Annotated in this window: 20 protein-coding genes; 10 read left to right on the top strand and 10 right to left on the bottom strand. The window is 44.3% G+C overall.

The annotated features are described in order from the left end of the window. Nucleotides 1-26: 26 nt before the first annotated feature. Entirely contained in the window at nucleotides 27-191 is a 165-nt protein-coding gene (locus AACV78_RS09165) for a hypothetical protein (RefSeq protein ID WP_194011537.1), read from the bottom strand. Between the two features lie 259 nt (nucleotides 192-450). Continuing rightward, nucleotides 451-3,219 (bottom strand): diguanylate cyclase, encoded by a 2,769-nt coding sequence (locus AACV78_RS09160; RefSeq protein WP_228042147.1) that lies wholly within the window; start codon nucleotides 3,217-3,219, stop codon nucleotides 451-453. A 503-nt stretch (nucleotides 3,220-3,722) separates the two neighbouring features. Between AACV78_RS09160 and AACV78_RS09155 the strand changes: the two genes are divergently transcribed. From AACV78_RS09155 to AACV78_RS09140, 4 genes are all read left to right on the top strand, one after another. Next, nucleotides 3,723-4,406: a methyltransferase domain-containing protein gene (locus tag AACV78_RS09155; RefSeq protein ID WP_194011536.1), complete on the top strand. Its 684-nt coding sequence runs from the start codon at nucleotides 3,723-3,725 to the stop codon at nucleotides 4,404-4,406. Nucleotides 4,407-4,745: 339 nt separating this feature from the next. Further along, nucleotides 4,746-5,954, top strand: coding sequence for an AAA family ATPase (locus tag AACV78_RS09150; RefSeq protein ID WP_339383540.1), 1,209 nt, complete (start codon nucleotides 4,746-4,748; stop codon nucleotides 5,952-5,954). A gap of 396 nt (nucleotides 5,955-6,350) precedes the next feature. Next, a complete protein-coding gene (locus tag AACV78_RS09145) occupies nucleotides 6,351-8,561 on the top strand; it encodes a PAS domain-containing sensor histidine kinase (protein ID WP_339383539.1) in 2,211 nt (736 codons plus the stop codon). A gap of 395 nt (nucleotides 8,562-8,956) precedes the next feature. After that, nucleotides 8,957-9,250, top strand: a complete 294-nt coding sequence (locus AACV78_RS09140) for a TIGR03792 family protein (RefSeq protein ID WP_194011535.1) — start codon at nucleotides 8,957-8,959, stop codon at nucleotides 9,248-9,250. Nucleotides 9,251-9,600: 350 nt separating this feature from the next. Here AACV78_RS09140 and AACV78_RS09135 read toward each other — a convergent pair whose 3' ends face one another. The 3 genes from AACV78_RS09135 to AACV78_RS09125 form a co-directional block, all read right to left on the bottom strand. Then, nucleotides 9,601-9,813 (bottom strand): hypothetical protein, encoded by a 213-nt coding sequence (locus AACV78_RS09135; protein WP_106147613.1) that lies wholly within the window; start codon nucleotides 9,811-9,813, stop codon nucleotides 9,601-9,603. Continuing rightward, complete coding sequence (locus tag AACV78_RS09130) at nucleotides 9,797-10,072, bottom strand: BrnT family toxin (protein ID WP_194011534.1); 276 nt, start codon at nucleotides 10,070-10,072, stop codon at nucleotides 9,797-9,799. The genes AACV78_RS09135 and AACV78_RS09130 overlap by 17 nt, the downstream gene beginning before the upstream one ends. Nucleotides 10,073-10,194: 122 nt before the next feature. Continuing rightward, nucleotides 10,195-10,461 (bottom strand): prevent-host-death family protein, encoded by a 267-nt coding sequence (locus tag AACV78_RS09125; protein ID WP_194011533.1) that lies wholly within the window; start codon nucleotides 10,459-10,461, stop codon nucleotides 10,195-10,197. A 47-nt stretch (nucleotides 10,462-10,508) separates the two neighbouring features. On the opposite strand from AACV78_RS09125, the gene AACV78_RS09120 reads away from it, so the two are divergent. Continuing rightward, nucleotides 10,509-11,078 carry a papain fold toxin domain-containing protein gene (locus AACV78_RS09120; protein ID WP_194011532.1) on the top strand — a complete coding sequence of 190 codons (570 nt, stop codon included), beginning with the start codon at nucleotides 10,509-10,511 and terminating at the stop codon, nucleotides 11,076-11,078. Between the two features lie 42 nt (nucleotides 11,079-11,120). After that, entirely contained in the window at nucleotides 11,121-11,489 is a 369-nt protein-coding gene (locus AACV78_RS09115; RefSeq protein ID WP_194011531.1) for a hypothetical protein, read from the top strand. A 146-nt stretch (nucleotides 11,490-11,635) separates the two neighbouring features. On the opposite strand, the gene AACV78_RS09110 is transcribed toward AACV78_RS09115, so the two are convergent. From AACV78_RS09110 to AACV78_RS09095, 4 genes are all read right to left on the bottom strand, one after another. Beyond that, complete coding sequence (locus tag AACV78_RS09110) at nucleotides 11,636-12,094, bottom strand: type II toxin-antitoxin system VapC family toxin (protein WP_194011530.1); 459 nt, start codon at nucleotides 12,092-12,094, stop codon at nucleotides 11,636-11,638. After that, nucleotides 12,094-12,381, bottom strand: a complete 288-nt coding sequence (locus tag AACV78_RS09105) for a hypothetical protein (RefSeq protein WP_228042137.1) — start codon at nucleotides 12,379-12,381, stop codon at nucleotides 12,094-12,096. The genes AACV78_RS09110 and AACV78_RS09105 overlap by 1 nt, the downstream gene beginning before the upstream one ends. A gap of 79 nt (nucleotides 12,382-12,460) precedes the next feature. Then, the gene (locus AACV78_RS09100) at nucleotides 12,461-13,147 is read right to left on the bottom strand and encodes a restriction endonuclease subunit S (protein WP_194011529.1); all 687 of its coding nucleotides are present in this window, start codon (nucleotides 13,145-13,147) and stop codon (nucleotides 12,461-12,463) included. After that, a complete protein-coding gene (locus AACV78_RS09095; RefSeq protein WP_194011528.1) occupies nucleotides 13,144-14,802 on the bottom strand; it encodes an HsdM family class I SAM-dependent methyltransferase in 1,659 nt (552 codons plus the stop codon). Before AACV78_RS09095 ends, AACV78_RS09100 begins: the two co-directional genes overlap by 4 nt. Before the next feature lie 277 nt (nucleotides 14,803-15,079). Here AACV78_RS09095 and AACV78_RS09090 point away from each other — a divergent pair, with 277 nt between their 5' ends. From AACV78_RS09090 to AACV78_RS09080, 3 genes are all read left to right on the top strand, one after another. After that, nucleotides 15,080-16,459 (top strand): helix-turn-helix domain-containing protein, encoded by a 1,380-nt coding sequence (locus AACV78_RS09090; protein WP_194011527.1) that lies wholly within the window; start codon nucleotides 15,080-15,082, stop codon nucleotides 16,457-16,459. A 147-nt stretch (nucleotides 16,460-16,606) separates the two neighbouring features. Further along, a complete protein-coding gene (locus tag AACV78_RS09085) occupies nucleotides 16,607-17,083 on the top strand; it encodes a Panacea domain-containing protein (RefSeq protein ID WP_194011526.1) in 477 nt (158 codons plus the stop codon). Then, nucleotides 17,064-17,507 carry a hypothetical protein gene (locus AACV78_RS09080; protein WP_194011525.1) on the top strand — a complete coding sequence of 148 codons (444 nt, stop codon included), beginning with the start codon at nucleotides 17,064-17,066 and terminating at the stop codon, nucleotides 17,505-17,507. Before AACV78_RS09085 ends, AACV78_RS09080 begins: the two co-directional genes overlap by 20 nt. A 202-nt stretch (nucleotides 17,508-17,709) precedes the next feature. On the opposite strand, the gene AACV78_RS09075 is transcribed toward AACV78_RS09080, so the two are convergent. After that, the gene (locus AACV78_RS09075) at nucleotides 17,710-17,844 is read right to left on the bottom strand and encodes a hypothetical protein (protein ID WP_255512998.1); all 135 of its coding nucleotides are present in this window, start codon (nucleotides 17,842-17,844) and stop codon (nucleotides 17,710-17,712) included. A 376-nt stretch (nucleotides 17,845-18,220) separates the two neighbouring features. Between AACV78_RS09075 and AACV78_RS09070 the strand changes: the two genes are divergently transcribed. Continuing rightward, complete coding sequence (locus tag AACV78_RS09070; RefSeq protein WP_194011524.1) at nucleotides 18,221-19,096, top strand: hypothetical protein; 876 nt, start codon at nucleotides 18,221-18,223, stop codon at nucleotides 19,094-19,096. Nucleotides 19,097-19,130 lie beyond the last annotated feature (34 nt).

Raw genomic sequence — 19,130 nt, 5'->3', positions numbered from 1 at the left:
GCTCAGACTGTTCGGAAGTTCTCAAGTTAGGTAATTTCTAATGTAATTGTTGCTTGACAAATCGATACCAACGATCGACTCCAAAACGCCGTAAATACTTCAACCAAACAATTTCGCTTGGGTAGAGTTCGCTCTCTCACCACAGCCAACCATAAGGGTGGAAACGGCTGACTGTTTGACATCGGCTTCATTCTTTCGGCGAGGATTCAATTGACTCTCTGTCGAGCGGCACGATTCCTATTGCTTCTTAACTCTGCTTTAAAGATAGAAGTCTTGACTGCGAACCAGGATTTAAGGACTTCTCTGATGGCTGCAAACCTTTTTTTATAATAAACTAGCAATTGCACTCAATCGCAGATAAAATTGAATTATCTGCGTCCATCCGTGTTAATCCGCTGGAAATCTGCAGTTAAAAAAGCGAATATTTATGCAGCCGAACTCTAATAACTATTATGCTTCAAATGCCGCAACCGAAACCCGATCGCGCCCTGCAGCTTTCGCCCGATAAAGCGCCTCATCCGCGATCGCAATTAACGCCCCCGGCTGCGACATCGGTGCTGGAATGCAGCAAGCCACACCCAAACTCAGCGTCACGTATTCGCTGACACTAGACTTGGCGTGAAGTATCTCTAAATCCCTCACCTGTTGGTTGATAATTTCAGCTACGCAAGCGGCACCATCAATATCCGTATTCGGCAAAACTATGGTAAATTCTTCTCCACCGTAACGCGCAACTAAATCAGCCGATCGCTTTACCGAACGCTGGAGAACCGCAGCCACCTGTCGCAAACATTCGTCCCCCGCTTGGTGCCCGTAAGTATCGTTATAAAGTTTGAAATAATCGATATCGCACATAATCAAAGACAGCGGTGCTTCTTCCCTCGCCAAACGTCGCCATTCCGTATCGAGATAGTCATTAAAAAAGCGACGGTTTCTTACCTCAGTCAAACTGTCGTAAGTTGCCAAATATTGCAAAGATCTATTCACAGTTTCTAACTGCCGTTTTTGCTGCAGCAACTGACGGTTGAGCACGGTCAATTGCTGTTCGGCTGTGTGGGTTCTGAGCAAATTTCTTACCCTCGCCAGCAATTCCCTCTCGTCAAAGGGCTTTGCAATATAATCGTCAGCACCCGCATCCAAACTTTCGATCCGAGCTTCCATCCCCGATCGCGCTGTCAAAAAGATTACCGGAGTCGAATTCAATTCCGGCGTATTCCGAATCTCCTTGAGCAAATCAAGTCCATTTTGTCGGGGCATAATTTGGTCGCTCAAAATCAAATTTGGGCGTAATTGTTTAGCTTTCTCTAAACCTTCAATCCCGTCTATAGCCACGGCAACTCGATAGTACGGAGTTAATAAATTTTGAAGGTAATCTAGTAAAAAATTGTTATCTTCTACTACCAGCAACAAAGGTAATTCTTGTCTATTCTTTGTTGATTTATTTGGAGCAATTGTGCGGTCAAAATTCTTAGAATCCGGCGAGGATGGAGGCGCGATCGCCCGGACATTTCCCGCGCCGCAATCTTGGCAGCTAAATCCATTCTGTCCAGCCAATTGGACGATCGCGCTCACCAACTGATGCGGGGACACAGGCTTCGACAAATATCTCTGAAACCCCGCAGAGAGCGCCGATCCATCGTCATCCCCCAGGTCTTCCGTGAGCGCCAACGCCGGCAGCAGTTCCCTGTCCTGGGACATTTCCATTGCTCTGACGCGACGGATCAAATCGCAGCCGTCGGCTTCCGACACCGCCATATCGCTCACCAACACGTCTGGCCGCGACTGTTCCAACTCGGCGATCGCTTCGCCGGCGCTAGACACCGCCGTTACCTTAGCTCCAAATGCTTCCAGACCAGTTTTCATACATTCGCGGATCTCGGCGCTGCTTTCAACCACCAACACTTGCTTTCCCGCTAAGGGTTTGGAAACCTGTCCTGATATACTTTCCATTGCGCCCAGCGCAGCATTGTGAGCGATCGCATTTTTGCTGTTCGCCACCGGTAGCTGCACCTCAAACGTAGCCCCCTGTCCGATTCCGGGACTCTTGCCCCAAACATTTCCCCCGTGCAGTTCCACCAACTGCCGCACAATGGAGAGTCCCAAGCCGAGCCGGTTTTGTTCCTTGGTTTGGAAGCTATCTGTGGGGCGGAAGTAGTCAAAGATGTACGGCAGATATTTGGGGTCAATCCCGCAACCGCTGTCGCTGACGCGAATCAGCGCGCCCGACACAGTAGACTCGATCTGTATTTCGACTAGACCGGGGGCGGAATCCGGGGTAAATTTGATGGCGTTAGCAAGTAAATTCCAGACTACTTGCTGCAAGCGTTCTGCATCTCCCAAAATGTAGGTGACAGCGGGGTCAAAATCTGTTTCTATGCGGATGTTTTTGGCTTGGGCGGCGGGGCTGAGGGTGTCGATCGCCGATTCGACGACAGACGGGAGGTGAACCCGCCCGATGTTGAGCTGCATTTTTCCGCGCAGCAGCCGCGAAAGATCCAGGAGATTATCTATTTGCTGGTTCTGCAGTCTGGCGTTGCGCTCGATGATTTCCAAAGCGCGGCTGGTAGTGGCTTCGTTTAACTTGCGCGATCGGGCTAGCTGTACCCATCCCAAAATCGCGCTCAGGGGCGATCGGAGTTCGTGGGAGGCGACCGCCAAAAATTCGTCTTTTGCCTGGTGGGCTTGAGCTTGGGCTGCTTCAACGGCTTTGCGATCGGTGATGTCGAATCCGATCGCCAAATACTGACAGGGTTTTCCCTGAAAATCCAACAGCGGAACTACTGCTGCATAAACCCAATAATCGCTGCCATTCTTAGCTTGGTTCTTAATTTCTCCTTGCCAAACTTCACTTTTGGCAACAGTTGACCGCAAATTTTTGATCAATTCCGAAGACTTATATTCCGAGTAGAGAATTCCGAAATGGCGACCGATCAGCTCGGCGCGCGAATAGTTAGATATGCTACAAACTCGATCGCTGACGTAGTTGATAATTCCTCGGGCGTTTGTCCTCACCGCCAGTGCTGCTCGGTCGATCGCTCCTTTAAAATCTAAACATTCTTGTAGCGATAATTCTACTTCTTTTGTCATATAATTTTGGTTTGGGCGATCGGGCGCGTTTGGTTGCTGGCGATCGGTCTTATTCTTGCTCCGCTGTTGGATTTCCATTGCTTCTATTTTACCCTGACGACTGACAGCTAATCTACTCACATCCTGATTCATTATCACTGTTTTTTTTCCCGCAAATGGGTGCAATATTTTGTATCTGTTCATGATTAAAATTCGGCCGTCCGCACATCCACCAATAAGGAGTCACTTCAGATTTTATTGATTGTTGGGCAAAATTTTGTCAATCTGAGGGCATATTTTCTCGAATTTTACCGAATCGGGCGATTTGTAACAATTCTCAACTTTTTTCTCACAATTTGCCTGTCGCATCTACCTTAAAATTTCTTCTTCCCGATGCTCGTGGGTTTCCCGCATTCTGCCTCACTTTTACTCAAGCATATCGATGTCGGAGCTTAACATTTCTCAAATAACTGGCAGGGGAATGGCCAACAAAGTCCGTGTCTGGCGATCGTTGGGAACTTCTGTTAAATTATTTTCTTCTACATCTTGACAGTCCTGTAAATATTATGTATTATCAATTGTAGTATATTTTGAACAAGAGACCCGACCAACTGCATTAACGCACTCAAGTATTAACAGGTAGAGAAAAATTGTCTGTGAATTTAAACTATGTACGCGAGGAATTTGAACAAAGAGCATTTGATTATGACGGTTTAATTCCCCGCCTCATTCCGCACTATCGCGAGCAACACGATTTAATACTGCAGTTAATACCTTTTGAAACCAATGCTAACATACAAGTTCTGGATTTAGGCGCGGGGACTGGCATACTGTCGGCTCTGATTTTGCAAGAATTTCCTCAAGCGAAAGTCCTAGCCTTTGACATGGCGGAAAATATGCTAAAAATTTGTCAAACTAACTTGTCAGCTTTCGGAAAACGCCTGACATTGCAGCAGGGAAATTTCGCAGAAGATGATTTCGGCAGCGGTTACGATTTGGTAGTTTCAGGGTTAGCAATCCACCACCTAGACAGCGCCGGGAAACAACAGCTATTTCACCAGCTTTTTCAGTCAATGAATCCAGAGGGAATCTTGCTAATTCGAGACATTGTGACAGGTGCTACTCCCAAGCTGACCGAGCAATACGAAAACTTGTGGCGGCAGTACATGAAAGCCAGCGGAGAAGATGATGCAGCCTGGTTTCAAAACTATTTAAAAGAAGATATTCCTTCCTCTGTGGAAGAGCAAACAAAGTGGCTTGCAGAAGCAGGTTTTGCCGACGCAGCCTGTCACTGGCGCTATCTAAATTTTGCTATTTTTGGCGGAGTTGTCCGAAAGTAGTTTTTGTAGGGCGCACCGGTTGACGAGTACGAGTAACTTTTGTTACTAATTTTGAGTATGGTAATTTTGAAACCAAGCTGCGTCAAAGAATTTTGTTTGCTTGAACTTTGAAAAATTGGAATGTTAATCGGAAGCTTTGGTTCAGAATTCAAACACTCTTTGCTGTGGATGCCGCAGCAATACAGCTTGACGGCTGTACATTTTACTGCTCGGACAACCAAGTTTGGTTAGTAGATTTTGTGCCTCCGAATTATTTCAAAGTCAATTGATAAATCTAGTATTTTTGTGGAAGATGTGCGCGGAAGCTTTTAAAATAAAAGTAAGTAGGAGTTGCAATAAGTGAGTGCTGAAGATATGAGCGATCGCCAAAACAATTTTACTCAAAATAATCCTCAAAATCGAGGGTTGCTCGGCTCTGGCTGGCGACCTCTCTACCGTCAATTTGATTTGGAACACTTGCTGCATTTAGCATCGAGCGATCCGGTTGAATTAGCTCAAAAAACTTTAGATGCAGCTAGCGATATTGCCGACGCAATGGGGCGACATCAATATACCTGGTGGGCAAATATCTTAAATGTATTCTCGGAAAATACTCGCTACGAAATTGATGAGTTTTGGGATTACATTACTCCGCAGCCAGTTTACCCGGATTACCGTTCCAAAGACGTTTTAGTTACTGAAACGCCGGTGGTGCAGTTTGTCAGCCGCGCTAGCATTCCCATTGACTACGTTCTCAACAAACTGCAAGAGATTACTGTTTTTAAAGTTCTGAATTTGTTGGGGAAACCGGATGCGATTACTCAGTCTTGTATGGAGCGGCATTTTTCTTATCCGCCGGAGCGGTTTGTGAGCTGGGAAGGCTTGGAAGTTTTGGGTACTGTTTATGCTTATTGGGAGCGATGGGGCTGTTGGCTGCAAATTGACAGCTACGATAGGGGAAGACGCTGCTACACTCTGATTTGTAAAGATATTGCGCCGCTCGTTAGCAAGGCTACTTACAATTTGGCGGTGATTTTGAGCGGGTACAAAAGCCGCGTGGGACAGGTTCACAGTCAGTTCCCTATTCGGACGTTTTCTGCGGATGTTCAAAGTTTTACGGATACGGTTCAGCAGGCAATTCTCGACCAAAATCAGTTGGCTGTTTTGGTTAGCGGTGAACCGGGGACTGGCAAAACTGCTTGGACGCAAGCGGTAGCAAAGGAGATTTTGGTGCCGCTGGGTTATGTGATTTTTATTTTAGACCACGATGCTGTGGAAAATTTTGTGCCGCCGAGTTATTTGGAGCGGATTTGTATCATTATTAACGAGGCTGATAATTTGGCTCAAGATCGATCGACCGATGCGGCCCAACGCACTAACAAAACTGAACATATTTTGAGTTTGCTGGATGGAACTTTGTATCAAAGTGTTATGGATGAACACGGCATTCAATTTCAGCAAAAACTCGTAGTGTTGATGACTTGCAATACAACTGAAAGATTTGATCCTGCAATGTTGCGGAAGGGGAGAGTGGATTTTACCAGTGAATTTACGCAAAAATTTGTGTAATTTAATACAAAATACTGATAAAAGATTTAAATAATTTCACGAGCTGGACTTATTACCAAACCTCACAATTCTGAAGATATCTTCAGAATTGAAAATTTAAGGTAAAATTTTTTTGAGTACCTATAGACACATTTCGTGAAAAATGATATGAATGATGGGTGAGACCCTCTAAGGGTATCACCCGAGAGAGCAAATCAGGGAAACAGCATTTTTAATCAGAAACAGAATTTTTCTAACTTGACCGTCCTAAAAACGATACAGGCTGCGGCAGGGCTGTCGCGGCATCCCAAATTTTAGAAGCAAGTTCAAGCTCCAGTGATTCATCTGTGGAGTTTATCCAAAATCTCAAAATTCAAAACTCAAATTGACTGACAGTTATGGAGGAAATCCGAAACCGTGCAAACACTCGCCAGTTCAGCAACAAAGTCGGAGGCTGGGAAGGTCTGCCGACGGGAAAATTTCGATCGCCCACCAGCAACCCCAGAGGCAGACGTGTTGGAGAGTAAAGAGCGATTTCGGCGGTTGGTGGAGCGCTCCGCCGACTCCGTAGCAATGGTAGATTGTGAAATGCGCTACCTGTCGGTTTCTAGTCGCTGGGAAACAGATGGCGCGCTCGGCTGCGGTGAGGCGATCGGCCGCTCTCATTGGGAACTGTTCCCGAATCTCCCGGAATATTGGCAACAAAATGCTCGCGCTTGTTTGACTGGAGTGTTGGAATACAGCGAGTTTGTGACAGGACGATCGCCCGTATGTGAAGCAGAACAAATCGAAGGCTGTGGCAGCGGGCGGGTAAAATGGGTATTTTTGCCTTGGAAAAATTGCTCTGGTGCGATCGGCGGTTTGATCCTGTTTGCCGAAAAGATAGCTGAGGAACTCGCCCCAAAAACTTGCTACCATAAATTAACCTCAAATGTCAAAACCCCGCAGTTAGAAATTAAACGCAAACTAACTCCAATTGCCCTCGAAAATGCTGCGGATACAGTTTTTTTCACAAGTGCCGAAGGTCAAATTTGCTACGCTAACAAAGCCGCTTGTAATCTGTTCGGTTACTCGGAATCGGAACTGCTAAACCTAACAGTTAGCGACATCGATTCGCAGTTTTCAGTATCGGATTGGCCGGAACTCTGGGAGAAACTCAAACAGCAAAGCAACTTCACTTTTAAAGCCACTTACAAAACCCGAAACGGTGCTTGTTTTCCCGTCGAAGTTAAAGTCAATTATTTAGAATACGGCGGTTGTGAATACTGCTGCGCGATCGCCAGAGACATTTCGGCTCGTATCGCAGCCGAATCAGCGCTTTTAGAAGCCAAAGAGCAACTTCAAGCTGTCTTGGATGCCGTACCCGGATTAGTTTCTTGGGTAAGTTCCGATTTGCGTTACTTGGGAGTAAACCGACATTTAGCTACTGCTTACCAAATGCCGGCGGAAATATTTTCTGGTCAGAAAGTTGGTTTTTTAGATACAAGCCCTAAATTTAACGATTTAGTATACGATTTTTTTGCCAGTCCCCAAAAAAAGACATCTCAAGAAGTAATAACAAACATCAGAGGAGAAGATAAAACTTATTTAATAGTCGCTCAAAAATATCATAAAAATACGGCGGCGGTATTTGTGGGATTAGACATTACAGAAAGCAAACAATCTCTATTCGCTTTGCAAGAGTCGGAAGAACGCCTGCGGCAGCAAGCGGCGAAATTAGAGCAAACTTTGTTAGTTTTGCAGCGAACTCAAACTCAACTAATCCAAACTGAAAAGATGTCTAGTCTGGGGCAGTTGGTAGCAGGAATAGCGCACGAAATAAACAATCCAGTGAGTTTTATTTCCGGGAATGTCAGCCACGCCACGGGCTACATTCAAGAACTTTTGAAGTCGATCGAGCTTTACCAAAAGCATTATCCCGATCCGGTGGCAGAAATTCAAGATTGGATGGAAGACTTAGATTTAGATTTCATCAAAAAAGACTTGCCAAAACTGCTAAATTCAATGAAAGTAGGTTCCCAAAGGATTCGGGATGTTGTGCGATCGCTCCGGTTGTTCTCGCGTACTGACGCAGCCCAAATGAAGCCTGTAGATATCCACGAAGGTTTGGACAGCACTGTACTAATTTTGCAAAATCGTCTGCAAGCTAAAGGCGGACGACCTGGAATTTCTCTAGTTAAGGAATACGCGGATTTGCCGCGAATCCGCTGCTATCCGGGACAGTTAAATCAAGTGTTCATGCACTTGTTGACAAATGCGATCGACGCTTTGGAAGAAGGAGGAAGAAATCCCCAAAGGTGTGGTACAGTGCAAAGTCAGTCTTTGTTGTCTGCAGGCGGTTCGGAAACTGAAATATTCAATCCCGAAATTCGGATTCGGACGTTTTTGGTAAGTTCAAGCGAAGTTGCGATCGCAATTAGCGACAACGGCCCGGGGATGACGGAAGAAGTTCTCGACTGCATCTTTGACCCTTTATTTACCACTAAATGTCCAGAGACGAGCACAGGTTTGGGTCTGGCAATATCGCAGCATTTAGTAGTAGAAAAGCATGGCGGCCAGTTGCAGTGTGTTTCTCGTCCGGGACAGGGAACTGAGTTAATCGTTAAAATTGCGATCGGTAACGATTAATTTGCCTCACCCAAAGCTGGACTTATTGTACCGGTTATAAATAGTGCGTCAAAGATTTCTGGGCGTAACTCATATTTAACCATTGGGAGAATCTCGGTTTTGCATTTAATAGTGCTGTTCCCCAATTTTTGGCAATAGACTAGCAATTGCATAAATCAGAAAATACCCTAAAATCATCTGCGTCAATCAGTGTTGCATCTGCCCGATATCTGCGGTTAAAAGATCGAGAGAAGACTTTTGCAACTCAAGTCTATTGCACCGCTGACTAACTCCATAAAACATCTTTTTCTCCCAAGCCGGAGATGCTCCATAAGCGCCCCGTGCGACGGTAGAATCCATGCTAAGATCTAAAACCTAAAATCTAAAATCGGTTGATTGATAAAGGAAAAATTAATATGGTAATTGAGTGGCTGAAATTTAAAGTACCTCCCGAAAAGTGGGAGCAGTTTATCCTGCGAGATGCAGAAGTTTGGACAGCAGGACTCAAAAATTTCCCCGGTTTTTTGGGTAAGGAAATTTGGGTAGATGCGGTGGAAAATGAGGTGGTGATGTTGATCCGCTGGGAAACTAGGGAGAAGTGGAAGTCGGTGCCACAAAGCACAATCGAGGAGTTGGATGCCCAAATGGGCGATTTGCAAATTGCGATCGCCGAAAGTCGCGAATATCAAGTTCCCCACTTCTTGGCTTAGTTAGTCATTAGTCATTAGTGATTAGTGATTAATCATTAGTCATTAGTGATTAGTATGGTTGGTGGGTGAGCGCTGTGACTTGCGGATGATTGTAGAGAATCAGTGAAATACAATCGGTATCCACAATATATCGACACACAAAAATCTACCTCTACAGATAATAGGAACCGCCTTTTATTTTGGTGGGGATCTCGCTCTTAATGCGTGAAGGGCGATCGCACTTCCGTCCTATCATCGCAGTGTTTGGTATTTGGTGCCAAGGGCGATCGGGCTACCCCTTGCTTTCCACCTATGCAAGCACAGATAACCTGGAAACTTTCGGTTCTGATTTGTTGTGCTGTGTGCGCTACCTAGACAGTGACAGACTTGGCAATTTTTGCCAGCAATCGCAACGCTTCATTGACAGAAGCTGAGTCTCGAAATATTTCTGCTACGTCTGGATCGAGAATCACAACATTACTTGATTTCATATAGGCTTCATAGTATTTGCCACGGACACCACCTGAAAAATCGTATTCAGGTCTCATCTCGTCATTAATTGTTACTTCAGGTTCCTGACTCATAGCTTTTTCTCTCTTGTCGGGTGGCTAAACGGGCACTGATTAAACGCACTTCACCTTCTCGTTCTGTATGGGACACAACAAAAAGGCGCTGTAAATTTGATTGACCGATCGTTAAAAGACGGAACTCACCTACAGAGTGGTTAGGGTCAGAAATTGTAATAGCCAGTGGATCTCCGAAGACAGTGACAGCTTCTTCAAAAGACACACCATGCTTTTTGGCATTACTAATCGCTTTGTTTGAGTCCCACTGAAACTTCATAGATCTATTGTACTCTCAAGCAGAAGAGGGAGGTTGGCAATTGCCTAGCTTACTTCTGTATTTTACTATTTAGGGCAAAATGGCGAAAATCAAAAATGTCAATGTGACTGACTTCTAGGAACTCATAGACTCTGAGGAATGTTGAACTGCTGCTGTAGCGCTGTCATGGCTTTCTCGACTGGGATTCCTTCACCTCGATCGAAGCTTTCGAGTCCTTTGCGAATGCCGATGATAGCTTCGAGGTAGTCGATTCGTTCTAGCAGTTGTTCGTAGGTATTAAGTTGGGGGTTTGGAGTGGATTTTAGCGATCGTACCAAACTGAGAAGATCCGCAAGCAGTTCGTCAGGGGTGCTATCTATTTCTTGGATGAGGAGTTCTTTGATGGTCATCGCGGCATCTCACGAGGATTGATACTTTGATTGTAACGGCGATCGCTATGAGTTTTGATGGGCGATCGCACTTGGTAGAATCATCGCAGTGTTGGGTATTTGGTGTGAAGGGATCTCGCGATCCCTTGGACAAGCCTTGCAAGAGCGCGATCGCACGCTACGCAATCTGCCCGCTCAATGGCAATGATTTTGAGATATACTTGTACCTAAATATAGGAGGTAAACTTTACACTTTGAGTTTAGATCCGAGTAGTTTAGATGAAATTCGAGAAGATATCGCTAAAATTGCCAGTCGCTATGGGGTCTTTCAATGTGTTGAATGCAGTCAGGCTATCAAAGAGTTCTTGACCATCAGAAACCTAAATGGTAAGCAGATTAAACTGGATTTAGAAAGGCAAGACCTACCTTGGTCAGTGATTTATGATTTACGACGACAGCAGCAAATTGCTACTAATGGCTACCATCAAGGGATATCAATTACAATCGACGAACAGGAAATTGTGTTTGATAATATAGATTGTAGTGGCGTGAATCGGCAGGAATGGCTACAAAATTTAACATCACCTACTCTGGAACTGGGTATGGGAAGTTTTAAGATTATAGAAGAGGAATTTTGAGCAGCAAAACTTACAGTTATTTTCAAAAAAATGAGGTGAAAAATGCACGATTTATATACGCTAATTGAGAAAATTAAGAAAGCTCCTTCAATGTACTTGGGACGACATTCAATTATTTGTCTTCAGGCTTTTTTATCGGGTTACAGCGTTGCTAAATATGAGTTAGGAGAACAGCCAACGAAACAAGATAGCGATTTTATGCAGTTTCCTGAATGGATACGAAAAAGATTCAACCTGCAGACTAGCCAATCTTGGGCTAACGTCATTCTGTTTTATTCAGAGGATGAAAGCAAAGCACTCGATCGGTTTTTTGAGCTGTTAGATGAGTTTATCGCTCGGAAGTCTTCTGCTGACATTTTAGACGAAGGGGGATTGGATATGGAGGAAAAAGTGCAAGTTTTCAGGAGTTGATAGAAAGGGCGATCGCACTCCGTAGAATCATCCTACTGTTTGGTATTTGGTGTGAAGGGCGATCGCTCTTTCATTTTAGGCGATCGGTCATCAGAAACAAGAAAGGGCGATCGCTGTTTGTTTTGATGGGGCGAGATCCTTCCTCCTTACTCTGGCGATGTTAAGATCCAGGATTCCAACTCAAATGGCTGAACTGCTTGAATCCGTTGGAAGTCTCGATCGGCCGTCACTAGGGTGAGTTGATGCTGGATTGCAACGGCGGCAATCCACAGGTCATTTTCGCCGATGCCCAATTGAGTCATGTTGGTTCTACGGCGTTGGGCTTTGTCTTTTGGGGCGTAGCGATCGAAAACTGCCGCTTTAAGATTGCCGTAAATTTCGGCGGTGGTTTCGTCGATGGGGTAGATGTATAGCCCAAGCAGGAAGCGTTGAACTAGGGCAAGATTTACCTGTCGTTGTTGCGATCGCGCCGCCATGTCAATCAGTTCACCCTTGACGATGGTGCAGGTGGCGATCGGCTCATCCCCAAGGTTAGCGAGGCGATCGAGTATTTGAGTGTTGCCTAGTAGGGCATAACTACAATGGTTGGTGTCGAGAAGAAACATTATTCAAAGGGATTGGGGCTGTAGTCAAATTCGGTTTCGCCGCGTGAGTTTTGGACGGCTTCTAGACATTCTTGGAAGTCGTCACCTGACCAAGTGCCGATTGTCTTGAGGTGAGCGAGGAAGGATTTAGCAGATGCAATCGAAGGTTTGGTGGAGAGAGATGTCACGAAGGTGAGGGCTTCAGCAAGCCTTGTGCTGGGCAAAGCTTCGATTGCTTGGAGGAGTTGTTCTTTGATGGTCATAATGGTGTGCGGGGGTTCTTGACTTATGGGCGATCGCTCTTTCATTTTAGGCGATCGGTCATCAGAAACAAGAAAGGGCGATCGGTCTTGATGCGCTATCGGGCGATCGCACTTCCACGTTGATCTAAACTGGAAGCTTGGTCTTGAGGTGTACAAGGTCTTCAAGCTGTTCACGAAAGACTCTAACTCGCTCAAACAAGGTTTTTCCAGTGTCTACTAAAGCTTTGGGAGGAGCACTGACTTCTAGATTGGCGATACGCCCCTTAATTGCCATCCGAGCATAGAAAAAACGCCATCTTTGCCTGTTAATCTGCACCACAAACCAGAGCAAATCGTTGAGGCTCATCTTGTACTTGGGCAACAAAACCCGAACTGAACTGCCACCGTTGCCCCTTGCCATAAATGACCAGGGCTGTAACGCTGCTTTGCCAAAAGCAGTAATCGTGATGCCGCCTTGCTCAAACACCTCCTCTGGAACAGGATCAATCAAGCTGATAATGCTGTTGGTCGAGTCACCACTACTTATATAGGGAATCGCGCCTTCAATGTAATTTTTTTCACCTATCGAGCGTCCATTCTTAATGTCGAAGTATTTGGAAAGTGTTCCATGAGTTCCATAAGGTAATTCATTACCGTCATCCTCTTCATCTGCAACCCCAAAATCTTCAAGAACAACATCAGCCAAGTCTGGCATCAAAGTCACCGCTTCAAAGATGCCGCGCATAGCTTCACTTCGTAAACGTTCAAATTCGCGTTCTGAGAGTTTAGGTTGAGGTAGCCATTGTTGTGGACTCCACTCGATATTGCTCATGGGAGAATGTCACATCCTTCTACGACTGTGACTAATTCAGAAATCACCGTTTGACCTTTCATAAAAACATGAAATTGGTTGACAATCTCATCAATCTGATTGCCTGCTCGTTCCACACGCTTACCCTTAAGCTTTTCATATCCATCATTCCAAATTCGCGCCATGAATATTTTGTCAGTTGAGGCAAGAGGTACATGAGCTTCAGCAACCATGATCGAGGTTGGTGCAGCAGTCGGGTAAAATAAGTCTTCAGGAAGGCTAATCATGGCGAGGAGTTTATGTTTGAGTAGAAAACGTTGTCGCCATGCGTTGTGATCCATATCGGCGAAAATTCCAGCATATACAACTACAGTCAATAATCCACCTGGTTCTAGTGCATCCATTGCTCGGTCAACAAATAGATACTCCGGCTCCTCGTCTTGGGAAAACGGCGGGTTTAGAAACGCTCTAGTGCATCTACGATTTACAATCGAGAATATATTTTCGTCAAAGCAGCTTTCGTTATAAATATGACTTTTACCATCTCCTCGAAAGAACATATTGAGCATCGAAAGCGCCCAAACAGTCGGATTAGTATCAAAACCAATAATTGAATCTTTGACCTTCTCAATTTCAGCAGCACTACGAGCTTGTTGCATCATGGCATCAAATGCAGCAACGAGAAAACCGCCTGTACCCGCAGCAATATCAATAATCCGATCTCGTACACTAACTCCAACTAATTCGGCACACATCCGCGTAATATGTCGTGGTGTGAAAACAATTCCCAGGGCATTGTTATCATAGCCATAACGCAAAAATGCTTCATAGAACATTCCCAAAAAATCAGCATCCGTTTGTATGACTGAGCGAACATTGAGGCGTTTTAGTGTATTGACTACTCGACCAATATAAGGAGAAAGGCGATTAAAATCTGCCCCGGATAAACGAAGAGCATCTTTGAGTCGTTGTTTATTTTTATCTGGTAATTTGTGGGCGCCATTAATAGCACTTTCAGCTAGTGTATTAACTGAGGATAACGCATTAGTAGGAGTTGTATCAATTTGTCCCTGGTACATAGCCAAAACTAAAGCACCAATCACTTTAGGACGAAGTGGAGCTTCTATTTTCGCAGTGCGTAGAATACGACTTGTTTCAATTGCGGCATCAACAAACTCAGCTTGTGATGGTACACTAACTTTTGTTGAGCCATTATCGGTTTTCAGCGCAATTTCAATTTCTGCTTTGGTTGGAAAAGTAGTTAGGGCGAAGCCATGTGAAGTGAGAGAAATCCATCCCTGATGAGTCAAAAAAGAAACACTGATCTCAAACCCTTTATCTTCTTCTCCCGCAGCACCAACCGCTACTTTGATACTGTATTTACCTGTTGCATTGATTTTTTCAGCGTAATCCTCTGCTTCCTTTTGTGCTTGTTTTAGTTTACCTGCTTCGTTTTTTGCCTCGACAATAATCGTGGGATCACTTACCAAACAGAAAAGAAAGTCCGGGCGTTCGCCTTGAAGACCAATATTATGGAAATAAGCCTCAATTTCTTGCTCCTCTAAAACATCTCCTCCGCTACTAACGTGACGCAGATCCCAACCACGACGTTCAGCTTCACGCCGAACATAATAACGACAACGATTTTCCGATCTTCGATTTTGTTTTGGAGCCATGCACTGTTAACAAGCTAACTATTAATGAGAACGCAACTGCGCTCTAACACACTGTTACAAGGTATAAAACTGCAAGCGTTAAATATCTCAATTTACGCTTTAATACTTCTCCTATTTTCCTTGGCAATCAAAGCTTTGTCTAGCCAAAAATGCTGGATTTTGTTGGCAATTTTGTTGGCTACTCCAACTCGCCTTATGTAAAAAATGTTTGTAAATGCCAGAAAATGTTGGAAAATGTTAGGTATAATACGGAAAATCACAACATCCACCATACTGCATGAATCTTAAGGAAGTGTTAAAAATGGCTGACGAGATGGTGTTTGCCAAAACCGGTCAGCACCTCGATAACTTACAAGAGGCAATTCTGCGAGGTACCATGCAAGGTGAAAAATACACCAAAATTGCCGATGATATTCACTGTAACGAAAGTTATGTGAGGGATGTTGGCTCAAAGTTATGGCCGATACTTTCAGAAGAGTTGGGAGAAGATGTTAATAAAAAGAATTTCCGATCGGCAATAGAGAGATTGCAATTCTCCTTATTCTCATCAAATGTTGCACAAGACTCTGTGCAAATTAGGAATATTAGTTTTTGTGGAGAAGGTAGACACCCGCCAGATATACCAAACTCACACCCACCAAATCAGGAAACAGCTAACGCAAAACCAACCAAAACTTTACATCAAGATTTAAGCGAGATGCCGGAGTTGGGTAATTTCTACGATCGCACCCACGAACTCCAAACCCTCACAACCTGGATTCTACAACAAAACTGCCGCCTCATCACCCTCACCGGTATCAGCGGCATCGGCAAAACATCCCTAGCAGTACAACTCGTACAACAAATCAAAAACGAGTTTGAGTACGCAGTTTGGTACACACTAGACGAATTCCCCACCATAGATAAATTGCAATCCAACCTAACACAGCTTTTTTCCCAGTCAGAAAACCCTGATTCATCCGCAACAAACCAGAAACCCTTACCGCTGATTAAATATTTACAAAACCATCGCTGTTTAATAGTCTTAGATGACATTCACAACCTTTTCTGTAGTGGCGAATTGGCAGGAAAATATAAACCAAAATACGAAGAATATCGCTCCCTATTCAAACAAATAGAAAAATTATCCCATCAAAGTTGCTTTCTGCTAGTCGGTTGGGAACCGCCGAAAGAAGTTCCTCAACTCACCAGCGAAAATACTCCCATTCGTACCTTACAACTCACTGGCTTAGACACCGCAGCCGCAGGAGAAATTCTCAGAGATAAAGGATTAGTAGAAATCGATAACTGCGAAGCACTCATTCACCGCTACCAAGGCAACCCCTTCTGGTTAAAAAGCGTGGCGACTTTGATTCAAGAGTTGGGAATCGGCGCGACTGAGGTATTAATAGATGATACCATATTGTTACCCGAAGATTTGAAAGATGTTTTACAACAGCAGTACGATCGCACTTCCGAACTAGAAAAACAAGTTATGTCATTGTTTGCGACAGAAAACCAGCCAGTCAACTTCGCCAAATTGCTACAAAACCGACAAATACCACCATCAGATTTGCTAAACGCCTTGCAATCTCTATCGCGGCGCTGCTTTATCGAAAAACAGGAAAATCTTTATACTTTGTCACCTGTAATGAAGCAGTATATCAAAGGATTGTAACGGAGATTTTGCACCATTGTTAATAAACCTTTTATTTCTTAGTCTGCGGAGGCAGACTTTGTTTGACAAGAAGCGGTTTCAACCGCCCCATCATTAAGAGTGGTGACTGTGCTATCATAGAATACAAAACTTATTGATTCGAGTTGTATGACCACAATAACTACAGTCACAACAGCCTCCCAACTCGCAGATTACTACATCTGGTTTGCCAATGATGTCGGCTCCTATCTCAGCAACCACAAGCTACAAAAACTATTGTACTACGCTCAAGCATGGTATCTAGCATTTGAGGATACACCGCTGTTTGATGAAGATTTTGAAGCTTGGGTGCACGGGCCGACTATTCCGGCTTTATTTTACGAATACAAAGAACAATTTGACTGGAAGCCAATTCTGAAAGAAGTCGAAAAACCAGAGTTTTCAGAAGAAGTACAAGAGTTTTTAGACGAGTTATCCGATGATTATTTCTTTCGGGATGCTTATGAGTTAGAATTGATGGTGCGACGCGAAGATCCTTGGATTAATGCTAGAGGTGAGTTGCCAAAAGATGAACCTTCTCATGCTATTATTACGAAGGAATCAATGAGAAAATTTTACAAAACCCGTGTCATCGAAGAAGCATAAAAAAAGACAAGATACAGAGATTCGCAGTCAACCATCTTCACCAAGGAGAGAGGTTGTCACTATCCAAATTCCCGAAGGAATTAGTTTTTCCTTCCGGTACTATCAGGATGATAAAGATAAATTCTCCATTGGCGGTAGAGATGCTAAGTATCTAGCATCTTTACTGAAAAGGCTGCGCGATTTGTCACAATTGAAAGCTCAAGAAATTATTAATAATCAGAGTAAAAGTCTGCGCTGTCATGGAATTGTCTGGCTAGATACAACTGAGCCTAATGGCTTCGGGATGCCCAATGAAGCTGCGCTAGTAAATGTTCCCTACCAGTTTCAAATATCTGCTAATGAATACGGTAGGGTGCATGGATTTTTTAGTGAAAATGTTTTTTATATTGTCTGGTTAGACCCAGACCACAATCTTTACAGTTGAAATTATGATAAATTACCCAAATTCAGGACACGGCAGTGCCGTTTCCCTACAATTAATTGGGTAGGGAAACGGCATTGCCGTGTCCTTCTCGGTGGCGGGGTTCCCTCAGACTAAAGAAACTGGGTTTTTTATCGAATCTGTGGTTGTAACGAAATATTCTAGAAAAAAAACGGTTTATGGCACCCGTGGGTAAGTCCTAATTTTAAGCAAATTTTGCATAGAGAGCTAAAATAAAATTCACGCTTAAAAAGCCGACTGCGAGTACGAGAATGATAAAGATTGCGATACTGAAAATAGACTTTAGCCGATCGCCAATTTCGGGTTTTTCTGAGTTCATCGGTCAATTTTTTCTGTAAATTGGTTCCGGCAAATTGAGCAAGAATAGATTATACCAATGCAGGAACAAAAATGCAACTCCCGAACGGCTCAAAACTCCGATCGCCCTCATGAGGTGGCATTTTTAATCTAAAATCTAACAATCGATAGGCTTTTGTCGCGATGGTCGATCGCCCAAACCCGATCGCACCCGCCTCCTGTAAAATAGAGGGCGCGCTGGGTTTTACCGTTTAACAGCCCCAATGGCGGGCGATCGCGCCTAGGTATCCCAAATACATAATAATATACCAGTTATCCTTAACCTACTTAATAAGGTAAAAATAGAAGAGTGTCACGAAATAATCTAAAACATATAACTGAAAAAAGGATATAAATCAATGCTTCACCCAGTCTCGCAACCTTACCAACAACGAGAAAATACTATGACCCAAAGAGCCGTGCGGAAGCCAAACCCCTCTGCTAGAAACCACTTAAGGCCAAGCTTTCCTCAAAGACACTGGCTGGAACTAGCAGAATACGCCTCTCTGGCGGCCTCTGGAGTCGGTTCCCTGGCGGTAGCACTGTCGGGTCAAGCTTTTTACGGAGTAGCGCCCCTCACTTTGGCTTTGTCGCTGAATGTTGCTAACCGATATCGATTCGAGCAACAAGTGCGGGTTCACCAAAATTCCGAACTAGCCAGCGTCCAAAACTCGGTAAATAAAGTCGAAAAAACGGCAGTGACGGTAATTGTAAAATTGCGGAAGCAGTTGTCAGGAGATATTGCAACGCTGCGCCAGCAAATGGCTGCATTACCTAGAACAGAAGGCTTTGACGAGTCTCTAGATATTGAGCGGCAGTTGCTGAGTTTGGGAGAATCGGTAGCTTCTTTGCAAGAAATCGTAGCATCTGCCGTACTCAATGTCCGCGAGCAAGTGAGCCAACAACTGCAAGATTTATCCGTCGGCCAACCTGCAAATCTCGAAGCCGTGGAAGACGCGATAGAGAAACTGCAAACCGCGACAAAATGCTTGACAGAAACTGCTATCACCCAAGACGAATGGGAAGCAGTAAATAGTCGATTCTTGGAAATCCAGAAAGTCATGGCAAATCAGCAAAGCCAACTGCAAGCTATCCCGCACCAATCGACTCCCGATTTGTCTGCAGTCCAAGCTCAAATCTACCGTTTGGAACACGAGCAACAAGAAGTTGTGAAACCTCACCTCAAGCGTTTAATCTCGGTAGTAAAGCAGTTGCAGCATACGCAAGAAAGTTAGTTGGCAGTTGACTGTTGACAGGAAAGCAGTTGTT

This window comes from Tychonema sp. LEGE 07196, from assembly GCF_963890365.1.
In the GTDB taxonomy this organism is placed as follows: domain Bacteria; phylum Cyanobacteriota; class Cyanobacteriia; order Cyanobacteriales; family Microcoleaceae; genus Microcoleus.
This window is presented reverse-complemented; position numbering and strand designations above follow the sequence as displayed.